Annotated in this window: 14 protein-coding genes; 11 read left to right on the top strand and 3 right to left on the bottom strand. The window is 38.9% G+C overall.

Annotated elements, in window-relative coordinates:
- Positions 1-21: 21 nt before the first annotated feature.
- A complete protein-coding gene (murI, locus tag CXF71_RS17360; protein ID WP_332871783.1) occupies positions 22-840 on the top strand; it encodes a glutamate racemase in 819 nt (272 codons plus the stop codon).
- 83 nt (positions 841-923) lie between these two features.
- Here murI and CXF71_RS17355 read toward each other — a convergent pair whose 3' ends face one another.
- On the bottom strand, positions 924-2,066 hold the full coding sequence (locus CXF71_RS17355) for a porin (protein WP_101234178.1): 1,143 nt from the start codon (positions 2,064-2,066) through the stop codon (positions 924-926).
- Between the two features lie 272 nt (positions 2,067-2,338).
- Here CXF71_RS17355 and metK point away from each other — a divergent pair, with 272 nt between their 5' ends.
- The gene (metK, locus tag CXF71_RS17350; RefSeq protein WP_101234177.1) at positions 2,339-3,526 is read left to right on the top strand and encodes a methionine adenosyltransferase; all 1,188 of its coding nucleotides are present in this window, start codon (positions 2,339-2,341) and stop codon (positions 3,524-3,526) included.
- Positions 3,527-3,705: 179 nt separating this feature from the next.
- On the opposite strand, the gene CXF71_RS17345 is transcribed toward metK, so the two are convergent.
- Entirely contained in the window at positions 3,706-4,308 is a 603-nt protein-coding gene (locus CXF71_RS17345; protein ID WP_101234176.1) for a DUF3313 family protein, read from the bottom strand.
- 164 nt (positions 4,309-4,472) lie between these two features.
- Here CXF71_RS17345 and rsmE point away from each other — a divergent pair, with 164 nt between their 5' ends.
- The 8 genes from rsmE (at position 4,473) to CXF71_RS17305 (ending at position 11,710) form a co-directional block, all read left to right on the top strand.
- Entirely contained in the window at positions 4,473-5,207 is a 735-nt protein-coding gene (gene rsmE, locus CXF71_RS17340; protein WP_101234175.1) for a 16S rRNA (uracil(1498)-N(3))-methyltransferase, read from the top strand.
- Between the two features lie 75 nt (positions 5,208-5,282).
- On the top strand, positions 5,283-6,245 hold the full coding sequence (gene gshB, locus CXF71_RS17335; protein ID WP_101234174.1) for a glutathione synthase: 963 nt from the start codon (positions 5,283-5,285) through the stop codon (positions 6,243-6,245).
- Between the two features lie 97 nt (positions 6,246-6,342).
- Positions 6,343-6,978, top strand: a complete 636-nt coding sequence (locus CXF71_RS17330; protein ID WP_101234233.1) for a YqgE/AlgH family protein — start codon at positions 6,343-6,345, stop codon at positions 6,976-6,978.
- A gap of 98 nt (positions 6,979-7,076) precedes the next feature.
- On the top strand, positions 7,077-7,523 hold the full coding sequence (gene ruvX, locus CXF71_RS17325) for a Holliday junction resolvase RuvX (protein ID WP_101234173.1): 447 nt from the start codon (positions 7,077-7,079) through the stop codon (positions 7,521-7,523).
- Positions 7,524-7,549: 26 nt separating this feature from the next.
- Positions 7,550-8,485, top strand: a complete 936-nt coding sequence (locus CXF71_RS17320; protein ID WP_101234172.1) for an AEC family transporter — start codon at positions 7,550-7,552, stop codon at positions 8,483-8,485.
- A 155-nt stretch (positions 8,486-8,640) separates the two neighbouring features.
- The gene (locus CXF71_RS17315; RefSeq protein ID WP_101234171.1) at positions 8,641-9,609 is read left to right on the top strand and encodes an HlyD family secretion protein; all 969 of its coding nucleotides are present in this window, start codon (positions 8,641-8,643) and stop codon (positions 9,607-9,609) included.
- Positions 9,606-10,559: an ABC transporter ATP-binding protein gene (locus CXF71_RS17310; protein WP_101234170.1), complete on the top strand. Its 954-nt coding sequence runs from the start codon at positions 9,606-9,608 to the stop codon at positions 10,557-10,559. The genes CXF71_RS17315 and CXF71_RS17310 overlap by 4 nt, the downstream gene beginning before the upstream one ends.
- A gap of 2 nt (positions 10,560-10,561) precedes the next feature.
- Positions 10,562-11,710, top strand: a complete 1,149-nt coding sequence (locus tag CXF71_RS17305; RefSeq protein ID WP_101234169.1) for an ABC transporter permease — start codon at positions 10,562-10,564, stop codon at positions 11,708-11,710.
- Positions 11,711-11,786: 76 nt separating this feature from the next.
- On the opposite strand, the gene CXF71_RS17300 is transcribed toward CXF71_RS17305, so the two are convergent.
- Positions 11,787-12,680 (bottom strand): M23 family metallopeptidase, encoded by an 894-nt coding sequence (locus CXF71_RS17300; protein ID WP_101234168.1) that lies wholly within the window; start codon positions 12,678-12,680, stop codon positions 11,787-11,789.
- 180 nt (positions 12,681-12,860) lie between these two features.
- Between CXF71_RS17300 and CXF71_RS17295 the strand changes: the two genes are divergently transcribed.
- Positions 12,861-13,304, top strand: a complete 444-nt coding sequence (locus CXF71_RS17295) for a DUF4124 domain-containing protein (protein ID WP_101234167.1) — start codon at positions 12,861-12,863, stop codon at positions 13,302-13,304.
- Positions 13,305-13,332 lie beyond the last annotated feature (28 nt).

Here is a 13,332-nt window from a genome sequence, read left to right as displayed (position 1 = left end):
TTTGAATAAAGCAGAGCAAAGATCATCACTAAGCAAGTAACAACACAGAATAACAATTCAGCTGCAATCGGGGTATTTGACTCCGGTGTTGGCGGCCTTTCCATTGCAAAATGTATACATCAAACATTACCCTACGAAAACTTAATTTATGTCGCTGATACCCAATATGCTCCTTACGGGGATATACAACATGACATATTAACTAAACGTGTTCATAGCATTGCACAATATTTTTTAAGCAAAAAAGTAAAAGCAATAGTTGTTGCTTGTAATACCGCGACAGTCAGTGTTATTAGCCAACTAAGAGAAGAAATTGAAGTACCTATTATCGGAGTAGAGCCGGCTATTAAACCCGCCGCTTTAGCAAGTAAAAATGCCAAGGTAGGAATACTGGTAACACAAGCGACAGCAAAGAATAAAAACTTTATTCAATTAGTAGAACGATACAAAAATGATGCTCAAGTCTCTATTCAAGCCTGCCCTGGGTTAGTTGATTTAATTGAACAAGGGAAGATTGATAACAAAGAGTGTCAGCAGTTATTGCAACAGTATTTAACCCCTCTACTTAATGAAGGTATTGATAGCTTAGTGTTAGGTTGTACCCACTACCCTTTTTTAATCAAACAAATTAAAGCTATTGCGGGAGACCAGTTAACAATTTATGAAACAGCAACACCTGTCACACAGCAACTAAAAAGAAGGTTAGCGGCATTATCGGTAAATGCTTCATTGGAGCAGACAGGGCAGTGCCAATTCTTGAGTTCAAAGGTAAGCAGTCAACAACAGGAGTTATTTTCAAAACTGTGGGGACAGTCAGTAGATTTAAAGCCTTTACCTTAAAGTATTTAAAGAAAGGGCTAGCTCGTCAAATCAAACTAACTAAGCCCTATAATTTATAGTTTCTATAATAAATAGTTTACTTGCTAAAAGGCATAAGCCATGCCAATACCAATAGCATCTTCGGCTGTTGAAATCTCATTAGAAGACGCTGTTGATGCATCTATTTTATATTCTGCATATAAATGGGTATTTTCAATCCAGAGATATTTAACACCAAGTATGATGTGTTCTAAATGGTATTTTCCACTATTACTAAACTTAGCCGTTGAACCATCTTTCAATGAGTTATAGCCAATTAAAGGGGTAATGCCGTTAGCAAAACGATATGAAGCATGAATTTCAATACCCGTTGCTTCATCCATAATTTGTCCAGCATCATTAAACTCATGGTTATCCATTTTTGTTAACAATAGAGCCGCTTGAAATCCTTGTGCTCTTAAATTGCTATAGGTCATATGGCCAGAAATTACGGTGCCTTTTTTACTGGATGATAAAGTGCCTTTAGTCGATTCTAAATTAGCTTTATTAAAGCCTAAACCAAAACCAAGTTTATAGGGTGCTTTATAAGTTAAAGCAATCGCATAAGAATCGTCATAATTTACATTTAAGTTTAAATCACCAGGCTTAAATTCATCAAATATTATCTGCTCATCAGTTGCTTGATACTGAAAACCGGCATAAAAATCATCTGAAGAATAACTATATTGAATCGCTTGCTCTGCACGGCCTGCTCCTGAAAAACCACCATCAGTACCAAAATTGTATACACCTGATGCAGCTGAGCCAAACACATCAAATACATCTGTAATACCTGTGACGTTATAAGTTACTCCCCATTGTTTACCCAGGGTTATAGTGCCGTAATCTTTGTGCGTTAAACCAACATAGCCCATACGTAACCAAAAAGGATCCTCAGCAGGACCTGTGCTGGTTAAGCTACCATTATCAACATGTAAACTATCAGAGTTTGAAGAAACTTTAACACCCCACTCTAATTTAGCTAAAGACTTCCAGTCATTCGTTAACTTATGTGATGTATCAAAGTAAAATCGAGAGAACCCATCTTGTAATTGATTATCACCATCGCTAGCGTATAAATAAATAGAAACGTTACCATTTAAATTAAAGTTTGTTTCCCCATTGTTAAACACTTCAACAGCCGAGGCATTAAAGACTGCTGCCGATGAAAGGATGGCAGAGGTCGCGATTAACTTTATTTTTCTCATACTAGTTCCTTGAATATATATTTGTTGGCCACTTCTAGCGCCATGATAATGTACACCATTATAACTTAACTCAAGGATTTACCTCACTAATCATCAAAAATAATAGCAATATCGATGAATACTTTATTAAAATCAAATTTAACGAGCCATTGATATACATCAAAACTTTAAGACGTTTAGCCGTCTAGGCGTAGAAAATGCTAGAATGTTTTTTTCAACAAGTGTAGAATCTCCACATTATTTTGTATTACTTAAATTTTTGCTGAGGACTTATGTCTAGACACTTTTTTACTTCCGAGTCAGTTTCAGAAGGACATCCCGATAAAATTGCCGATCAAATTTCTGATGCGGTATTAGATGCTATTATCGCTAAAGATAAAAATGCCCGTGTTGCCTGTGAAACGATGGTAAAAACGGGTGTTGCAATCATTTCGGGTGAAGTTTCTACTACGGCTTGGGTTGATTTAGAAAAACTTACCCGTAATGTGATTAGTGAGATAGGCTATACCTCATCAGATGTTGGCTTTGATGGCGAAACTTGCGGCATCATGAATTTGATTGGTCAACAATCTCCTGAAATAGCGCAAGGCGTAGATCGTAGTAACCCAGAAGAACAAGGTGCTGGTGATCAAGGTTTAATGTTTGGTTATGCAACCAACGAAACCCCTACGTTAATGCCTGCACCATTATACTATTCACACCGTTTAGTTGAGCGCCAAGCACAAGCACGTAAATCTGGTATTTTACCATGGTTACGTCCTGATGCTAAATCACAGGTGACGTTTATCTATGAAGATAACAAACCTGTAGCTATTGATACGGTTGTACTTTCTACTCAGCATAATCCTGAAATCAAACAAGAAGACTTGGTTAGTGCGGTAATGGAAAACATTATTAAACATGTATTACCTGCAGAGCTATTAACTAAAGATACTAAGTATCATATCAATCCAACAGGCCGTTTTGTTATTGGTGGCCCGGTAGGCGATTGTGGTTTAACAGGTCGTAAGATTATTGTTGATACTTATGGCGGCATGGCTCGTCACGGTGGTGGTGCTTTTTCTGGTAAAGATCCTTCAAAAGTTGACCGTAGTGCCGCTTACGCTGGACGTTATGTTGCTAAAAACATTGTTGCCGCCGGTTTAGCTGATCGTTGTGAAATACAAATTTCATATGCTATTGGTGTTGCTGAGCCTACATCAATCTCAATTGATACGTTTGGCACAGGAAAAATTTCTGAAGAGAAATTAGTTGAAATTGTACGTGAACATTTTGACTTACGCCCTTACGGTATCACTAAAATGTTAGACCTATTACACCCTATGTATCAGCAAACTGCAGCTTACGGTCACTTTGGCCGTGAACCATTTGAAATGACTGTTGGTGATGATACTTTCACAGCCTTTAGCTGGGAAAAAACAGATAAAGCAGATGATTTACGTAAAGCTGCCGGCTTATAGTTAAAAAGCGAATAGAGTCTAGGAGCACAGGGGGCTATGTGATAAAGCATTACTTACCCGCTCCTAACGAGTCACGGTGCAGTTTTTTATAAATTCTGTCCATAAAAAAACCAGCTATCTAATAGATAAGCTGGTTTTTTATTTTAAAGCGCTATGTTTTATACCATTAAATACAGGTACTAGTTAGCCGCATCTAATTTTTTACGTAAACTCTTACCCCAAGATTTGAATAAGCTTTTAGCATCTTCAGCACGTGCCATATCAGTGTTTGGTTGGTAATCTGAACCCACAGCTACAGTACCTTCAAAAATATGAATTAAGCTTCTTGATTTACCATCACGTAACTGAACTGATAAATGAAACTCACCTGAGCCTTTCGTTGTTGCTTCTTTATCTTCTCGTAAAGCGTATGGCATAAAGCTGATAATTTCTACATCAACAATTAATACGCCCTTACCTTCTTTTCCTACAACGTCATAGCGACCATTGTTTTCAGTCAAACCCGCTTCAACACCTTCTTTAAATCGTCTCTTTAAGTGAGCTAAATTGCTTTCAGTTACTTCCCAGTGGAAGCTGTCTTTCTCAAGCCATGGTGGTGAGATTATTTTAGTAGCAGATAGGTCTAAATCCTCAAGGTATACTTTACTGTAACCGCTTAATGAAATGATTGGGCTAGCAAAGTTTTTATCAACAGAGATTATTTCACCAGCATTTACTGATGGCACTGCAAAACCTAACGAAAGTACACCCGCCGCGAGCGTGGTAAGTATAATTTTTTTCATTTTTATTCCTTTTTATTTAGATTGCCTAAGAAATTACAAGTAATCGTATAGGGAGTCAAATGAAACTGATAAAAGAGTACAACTTTATACATTTATTCATTGTTTTTTGCACTTGCCGCCCTTATTTTAATTAAATACTGATGATTTACCTTTAAGCCCTATTTATGCGTAATCCAAGAATTTTTCAATCGAGTCAATTTACTATTAACGAAACCGTGCCATTATCTGAGGACGCGTTTGGACATGTAGTGCGCGTTTTACGCCTAAAAGAGGGGGATTCGATTACACTATTTAATGGGGATGAACCGTTTCAATATACAGCAACACTGTGTAATGTTAGTAAAAAATCGGCTAACGTAACAATAATATCTCAAGAAGAAAATAACAGTGAATCACCACTCAACATTCATTTAGGCCAAGGTATATCTCGTGGCGATAGAATGGATTTTACCTTACAAAAATCCGTTGAACTTGGCGTTAATACCATCACGCCATTATTTACAGAGCGTTGCGGAGTTAAACTAAATGCAGAGCGTCTTGAGAAAAAGCTGCAACAATGGCAAAAAATAGTCGTTAGTGCCTGTGAGCAGAGTGGCCGTGCAAACGTGCCTGTTGTTGCAGAGCCTATGCTTTTAGCTGATTGGTTAAAACAGGAAACAAGCGCCTTAAAAATTAATTTGCATCCAAAAGCACAGCATTCCATCATGAGTTTACCAATGGAAAACACCCGTGTTCGCTTACTAATAGGGCCTGAAGGTGGTTTAACCGATGAAGAAATAAGTCAAGCCAACGAAAATAGCTTTCATGATGTACTACTTGGCCCTAGAGTCTTACGTACAGAAACGGCCGCATTAACGGCAATTACCGCATTGCAGTGCCGCTTTGGTGATTTGCACTAAATTTATTGTTGTTTTTCTCAACTACAGCGTTAAAAAATTACTCATTGATTAACATCACATTGAACAGGATAAAAAATGACTACAAATAAAGTAATAAAACTCGGCATCGTAATGGATCCAATTTCACAAGTTAACGTAGTAAAAGATTCATCAATGGCAATGATGCTTGAAGCCCAGAAACGTGGCTATGAACTTTACTACATGGAAATGAAGGACTTATATCTTGAGCAAGGCGAGTGCCATGCCACAACGCACAAGGTCAAAGTCTTTGATGATAGTGAGCATTGGTATGAGTTATCTGATCCGCAAGATATAGCCGTCAGTGAATTAGATGCTGTCTTGATGCGTAAAGATCCGCCTTTTGACACCGAGTTTATTTACGCGACGTACATGTTAGAACGTGCTGAAGAAGCAGGCACACTCATTGTGAATAAGCCGTCAAGTTTACGTGATTGTAATGAAAAACTGTTTACTGCATGGTTTAGCGAATTTACGCCTAAAACTTTGGTTACTCGTAGCAGTGATAAAATCCGTGAATTTCATAAAAAGCAGCAAGACGTTATTATTAAGCCCCTTGATGGCATGGGTGGCGCTTCAATCTTCCGCATAAAAGCTGATGACGTAAATGTTGGTGTAATTATAGAAACCTTAACTAACCATGGCGAGCAATATGCCATGGTACAAGAGTTTATGCCTGAGATTGCTGATGGTGATAAGCGTATCCTCATTGTTAATGGCGAGCCGATGCCTTATTGTTTAGCGCGTATACCTGCCATGGGTGAAACTCGCGGTAACTTGGCTGCTGGTGGACGTGGTGTTGCCCGCCCGCTAAGTGTCAGTGACAAAGCGATTGCTGATGCTATTGCTCCTGAATTGAAAAAGCGTGGTCTATACTTTGTAGGTCTTGATGTTATTGGCGATAAAGTAACTGAAATCAATGTGACGAGTCCGACATGTATTCGTGAGATTGAAGCAGCTTATCCAATAAACATTAGCGGCAAATTGATGGATGCTATTGAAGATAACATCAAAAAATAAGAGTTGGAATTGCATGGCAAAATTACAAAAATTAGAACTAAAAACAAAATCCAAAACAATGCTAACAAACGAGCTGAAAATTGGTGATTCACAATCTATGGATAGTTTAGAGAACCAGTTTTTGATTGCCATGCCCTCTCTTGGTGATCCCTATTTCAATAAAACGGTCACTTATATTTGTGAACACAATGAAGAAGGCGCTATGGGTTTGATCATCAATTTGCCCGTTAATATCACCTTATCAGACTTGCTTAAACAAATAGACCCAGAAGAAGATGACAAATCAGTTAAGGGACATGATAGTTCAAGCAGTAAGCTCGCTAAAACTATTGGCTTAACTGATAATTCACTCACTGATATTACTAATAGCTTAGAGCAATTAGTACTCACAGGAGGACCTATTGCCCAACAGCGAGGCTTTGTGTTGCATAGTTCACAGAAAGGCTGGAGTAGTTCGTTAGTTCTGAATAAAGAATTAATGATCACTACCTCAAAAGATATCCTCATGGCGTTAGGTACTGAAAAAGCACCTGAACAGTTTATGGTTACCTTAGGTTATGCTGGCTGGGGGCCTGGTCAGCTTGAGAAAGAACTGCAAGAAAATTCATGGCTTACCACACCTGCTGACAGTGATATTCTGTTTAATACCCCGATAGAGCTGCGCTGGAAAAAAGCGACAGAGAAGCTAGGTATTGATCTCGCCCATTTATCTTCAGATATTGGGCATGCCTAATTGCAGCTATTTTAACAAGAGTAAACAAAACAGCCACACCTAACTTTGCACCAAACAACATAGCTAAATAAGATACTGACTACATTCCAAGGAAAAAGATGTCTACTAAAACTAAATCGCCTATTGGCCAACGTACCGTTATAGGTTTTGATTTTGGTAAAAAATATATTGGCGTTGCTGTAGGTCAAGAAATGACCGGCAGTGCGACACCACTTGGCTCGGTAAAAGCGACCGATGGTATCCCACATTGGGACAACTTAGCTAAATACCTAACAGAATGGCAACCTGATTTTATTGTCGTTGGTTTACCACTCAATATGGACGGTAGTGAGCAACAACTTACTCTGGATGCCAAGAAATTCGGCAACCGAATTAATGGTCGTTTTGGTATACCGGTAGAATTTCAAGATGAGCGACTCACCACAGCTGATGCCAAAGAACAGTTATTTGCTCGCGGTGGTTATAAGAACTTAAAAAAAGATAATATAGATGCTGAATCGGCAAGGTTGATTATTGAAAGCTTTTTTGAGCAACAGTACGACTAATAACTCCAACTGCATTCTGAGATACAATGAGTATAATTTCTATCATAATGCCACTTATCCTAGTGGCATTATTAGGTTTTGTTTGTGCAAAAAGCCAATGGCTTAATCGCGCTCAAGTCGATGCTTTAAGTAAATTTACTTTTTATCTTAGTATTCCTGCTTTTTTATTTTATCAAATGGCTCAGGCTAAATTCAGTGAACAAATTAGTCCTGCATTATTTGCGGCGTTTTACTTACCGGTATTGTGCTGTTATTGCATCGCATGGTTGAGCCATTACTTTCTCATCGAGAGAAGAAAACCTCCATCAACGGCTGGCTCAGCAGTTTTTTCTTTAGGTGCAAGTTATTCCAATACGGTAATTATTGGCTTGCCCATTTTATTAACCTTATTTGGTGAGCAAGTCCTCGGCATAATATTCTTAATTATTACTTTTCATAGTGCTCTGTTATTTACCTTAACAAGTGCCATATCAAGCTTTAGTCGTAATGGCAGAAATTCTTTTAACGGTAAAGAAATTATCAAGCAGAACCTTAAAAACCCACTGGTTGTCAGTATTTCTACCGGTTTAATCGTTAACTTACTCGGGATTGAACTGCCTTCGATATTAGCTGATGGTTTAATGTTAATGGGTAAACCGGCGATCACCTTAGCTTTATTCATCTTAGGTGCTTCACTTTCTTATTATCATGTACGCGATAAGCTTTTTGCCATTGGTATAGCCAGCTTAACCAAATTAGTTTTATTGCCGGCTTTAGTGTTACTAACAAGCCAAGTATGGTTACAGCTATCATCACTGAGCGTGACTGTACTCGTTATATTGAGTGCTTGTCCAACAGGAGTGAATGCATATTTAATTGCCAAATCACATCAGCAAGAACAACAAACCGTCGCAGGAACGGTTGTGGTGACAACATTGTTAAGCATGATCACAATCCCGCTGTGGTTACTCTTGGTTGTATAAAAAACATACTCCAGCTTACCTGCATATCGAACGAACAACTATAAAGTAATATCAAAAACTCAACTGCCCCTAGTTCACTATCTGATAATGGATTGACTTTTAACTCATTGAGATTACACTAAAAACTAATCTATATTTCAATGAGATAAATAATCATGCCTGCCAAGTTTATCGTTACTTACGCTAATCTATTGATACTGTTTCTTTCGCTAATTTCACTTAGCGCTTGTAATAACAATAAGCCCGGCCTTGCCTTAGGAACATTAGAGCGAGAACGCATAGCTCACACAGCAACAGTCAATGAAGTTATCACCGCTTTACCTGTGAGTGCGGGTAGCCAAGTAAGTAAGGGCACTGTACTGGTAAAGCTTGATGACACCATTCAAAAAGCGCTCGTCGCAAAAGCCCAAGCTCAAATGCAGCAGGCAAAAGCTAATTTAGAGAAAGTGCATAATGGTGCCCGTGAAGAAGAAGTGGCTGCTGCCTCTGCGCAAGTTGCTGGCGCAAAAGCAGCCCTCGTAAAAAGTGAAGCTAATTATAAACGCGCAAAAATACTGATTAAAAAAGAGCTAGCAAGCCAAGCAACGCTTGATAATGCCCTTGCTTCACGTGATGAAAACACCGCAAAATTACAAAGCGCCCAAGAAAAGCTATTACAACTTATTAATGGCGCCCGTATTGAAGATCTACAAATTGCCGAAGCTATTTTAGCAACCACCATTGCAGTCGTTGATAGTGAAAATAAAAAACTTAAAGACTTAACCATTACCGCTAAGCGTGATGGCTTATTAGATAACTTACCGTGGAATTTAGGTGAACGCGTCACACTAGGTAGTCCTGTCGCTATTGTTTTAGCCGGAAAAGCCCCCTTTGCTCGCGTATATGTGCCTGAACCCTATCGAGTTAATATAAAAGTAGCGGATAAATTAATGGTGCAAGTTGATGGCTTAGCTGATCCCATTATAGGGACTGTACGTTGGATATCTTCCGAGCCCGCTTTTACCCCTTATTTCGCTCTGAACCAAGCAGAGCGCGCTAATCTCATGTATTTGGCTGAAATACAATTACCCGATAGCGCAGCAGAACTTCCTATGGGCGTTCCTGCACAAGTGCAAATGCCATGAGTACCAGCGATAGTAATAGCAACAATGATAAATTTGCCATTAATGCAGAAAAACTTAGTAAAGATTTTGGGGCATTAACGGCGGTATCTGCATTAGATTTACAAGTTGAAAAGCAAACTATCTATGGTTTTTTAGGTCCTAATGGCTCAGGTAAAACGACGGCGATTCGATTACTCACGGGGTTGTTAAAACCAACCAGTGGTCAAGTCAATGTTTTGGGTTGTCATTTACCTCAAGAGGCCAATAAACTGCGTTTAAAAATTGGCTACATGACACAAAAATTCTCACTTTATGATGATCTTACTGTTAAAGAAAACTTGCAGTTTATCAGTAGAATTTACGGTTTAACGGCTAACGAACAAAAAGCACGCTTGAGTGAATTATTAAGCACTCATCAACTAACCCAGCAAAGTAAACAACTGGCTGGCAGCATGAGTGGTGGTCAAAAACAGCGTTTAGCACTTGCCGCCGCCGTGATACACAGACCTAAATTACTCTTTTTAGATGAACCCACCTCTGCAGTAGATCCACAAAACCGTAGAGAGTTTTGGGAACAATTATTTGATCTTTGCGATCAAGGCACCACCATTTTAGTGTCAACCCATTATATGGATGAAGCAGAGCGTTGTCATAAACTCGCCATTTTAGAAAATGGTATTAAAAGAGCCGATGACTCACCGCAGGCCTTAATGAATAATATGGCAGCACAAGTTGTTGAAGTTGCTGCGAACAATTTACGTCACATTAAAGACAACCTAATCAAACTGCCGCAAGTAATTTCAGCGGCTCAGTTAGGCACGCACTTACGTGTTTTAGTTAGCAAAAATGAAAGCCAACCCATAGCGCTATTACAACAGCAGCCCTGCCTAAAACTTACCGATAAATTGGCTATTGTTAGACCAAGCTTAGAAGATGTCTTCGTCAGTTGTACCGGTCAGGGAGTTGTATAATAATGAAAACATCTTTGTTAAGAATTCAAGCTATTGTAATAAAGGAGTTGTTGCAGCTTAGCCGCGATAAAATGACCTTTGGCATGGTCATCATGATACCCCTAGTACAACTACTATTATTCGCCTTTGCGATTAATACCAATGTTAGAAATATTCCAGTGGGTGTAGTCGATCATAGTCAAACATCACTGAGCCGAGTATTACAACAAACGGTTTCTGCTACGGGCATTATCACCTTCACCCACAGTTATCACTCAGTGAAAGCAGCACAAGCAGCCATAGATAGTAGTGAGGTGCGCGCGGTATTGATTATTCCAGCAGACGTGAGCCAACGTTTGGTTCGCCACCCCAGCGTCGGTTTTGGTTTACCGCCATCGAGTAAGCAAGAGACGAGTCGACCTGTAGCGCAATGGTTGGTGGATGGCTCAGATACCGTCATAGCTGGGGCAATTAAAGGTTTGCGTAATATGCCGTTAGCTGAGCTATTAGATAAACCGGCCAACCGCAATACTCCTACGTTTGAGGTCACTTTACTTTATAATCCAGAACAACGTAGTGTCGTCAATATAGTACCGGGCCTTGTAGCCGTAATACTTACCATGACCATGATAATGTTCACCTCTGCCGCCATAGTAAGAGAGCAAGAGCGCGGCAATATGGAGATGCTTATTACCACGCCGCTGGCGTCACTTGAATTGATGATTGGTAAGATATTTCCTTATATTTTTATTGGTATTATTCAAGTCAGTATTATTTTAGGGCTGGGTTATTGGCTCTTTGACGTGCCATTTAATGGTGGTTTAGCACAACTTGCTGTCGCAACCTTGCTTTTTATTTGCGCCAGCTTAGTGCTTGGTTTAGTCATATCAACAATAGCCAAAAGCCAATTACAATCAATGCAAATGACTGTCTTTATTTTACTGCCGTCGATATTATTATCTGGCTTTATGTTTCCGTATGAAGGTATGCCACTCCCAGCACAATATATTGCCGAGGCGTTGCCTGCTACTCACTTCATTCGATTAGTCAGGGGCGTAGTACTACGTGATGTGGCTATCCTTGAGATGAGCTTTGATATGCTTTGGTTGATTGGTTTTACTTGTTTTGGTTTACTTGTTGCTGCATTACGCTTTAAGAAGACCCTTGATTAAACATTGTTCAACTATACCTGTAAACCATGCAGCCTATTCATAAATCAATCTTTTTTAAAATCAATATTTTTTAAAATCAAGGTTTACTGGAACCCACCATAATCATTGCTCGTTTTGGGGTAAATACCGAGCCCTTATTATCTACAAATTTAAAAGGAATCGAGATGTTTTTAAGGCCTGAATTTTTAACTATTGAAAAGTGCAGATGAGGTCCCGTAGAAAACCCTGATGAGCCTGAGCGAGCTAATCGATCACCACGCGCCACTTTATCGCCCTCTTTTACTAATGCGGTATCCATTAATATGTGTGCGTATGACGCAAAAGTACCATCATCGTGCAACACTTGAATGACATTCGCTTTATCAAGAAAGTAACGAGTCGTGCCACTCATATGGTAATCATCCTTAACCCAAATAACTGTACCTGCTCGCACAGCAGTTAAGTAGGTCCCTACATCCATGGCGATATCAACAGCATACTTACTGTATTCACTAGTATGAGAAAACTTACCATTAAAACCTTGAGTAATTTTATGGCCTTTAGGTGAACCGAAAGGGGCATGATATTGGTAACCATCAGCAACGCTTGTGGGATCGCCCAATGCCCAGTCATAACTTATTTTAGGTGCTTTTGTCTTGCTTTCAAGTAAAGCAATGCGACCTCTTGCCGGGATGACCTTACTAATACGCTCTTGGCTAAATGGAGAAGTAAAGCCAACTTCAATAGGTGTGTAAAAAGCACTTTGAGCATAGAGGATATAACCTTCCTCACCCTTTACATTATAAAATTTAATTTTAGACGTTGGTTGTTTCGGACGAGTATATTGTAACGTTGAAAAGTCTTGCTCTTTTTCTGGCGGTTTATCACTAAAAGCCCAGTTACCATTGGCATCTTTATATTTATACATTTGCCCTGCTTGGCAAACAGTAATACACCCAGCTAGCAGTAATAATAGCCATAACCCCTTCATTATAAATCTTCCTTGTCTTACTTTTTGAAGCGCTAAAAATTAATCATAGCAGGCTGTCACATGCTAATAAAGCTATGTTATTATTTCAATATCAGACTCTGTTAACGACAAATAAGTACACAGAAAAATTTTATCTTTATGAGTATTAGATAGAAAGTATTAATCTACAAAAGGGACTTTATGAAAAATTTAAAACTACTCGGCACTATTTTACTAGTTACCAGCATTACATTATCATTTAACTCTAGCGCTGAAATTTATACTTGGACCGATGAAAACGGCAAGGTCCACTATAGCGACAAACCAGTTCATGATGAAAAAGTAACCACGGTAAAACTGAAAGAAAATAATAATATTGCCAATACAGTCACCCAAGATAATCAATGGCAGCAAGACTACAATAAAGCTAAGCAAGATAAGGCTGAACAAACTCAAAAAGAGGCTAAAGAAGCTCGTAAAAATAAAGGTTATTGCGATAACATAAAACGTCAACTCGCAAAAATTGAACACGGTGGCCGTATTTATGTCATATCACCCAAGGGCGAACGTTCATTCCAAAGTGAAGATCAACTTAAAGCAGAAAAGAAAAAATATACTAAGGCTTATAAAAAGACCTGTCGCTAAGGTATTAGTTTGATAATTAGCTAAAGAG

Origin of the sequence: Colwellia sp. 12G3, assembly GCF_002836775.1 — a bacterium.
In the GTDB taxonomy this organism is placed as follows: Bacteria; Pseudomonadota; Gammaproteobacteria; order Enterobacterales; family Alteromonadaceae; genus Colwellia.
This window is presented reverse-complemented; position numbering and strand designations above follow the sequence as displayed.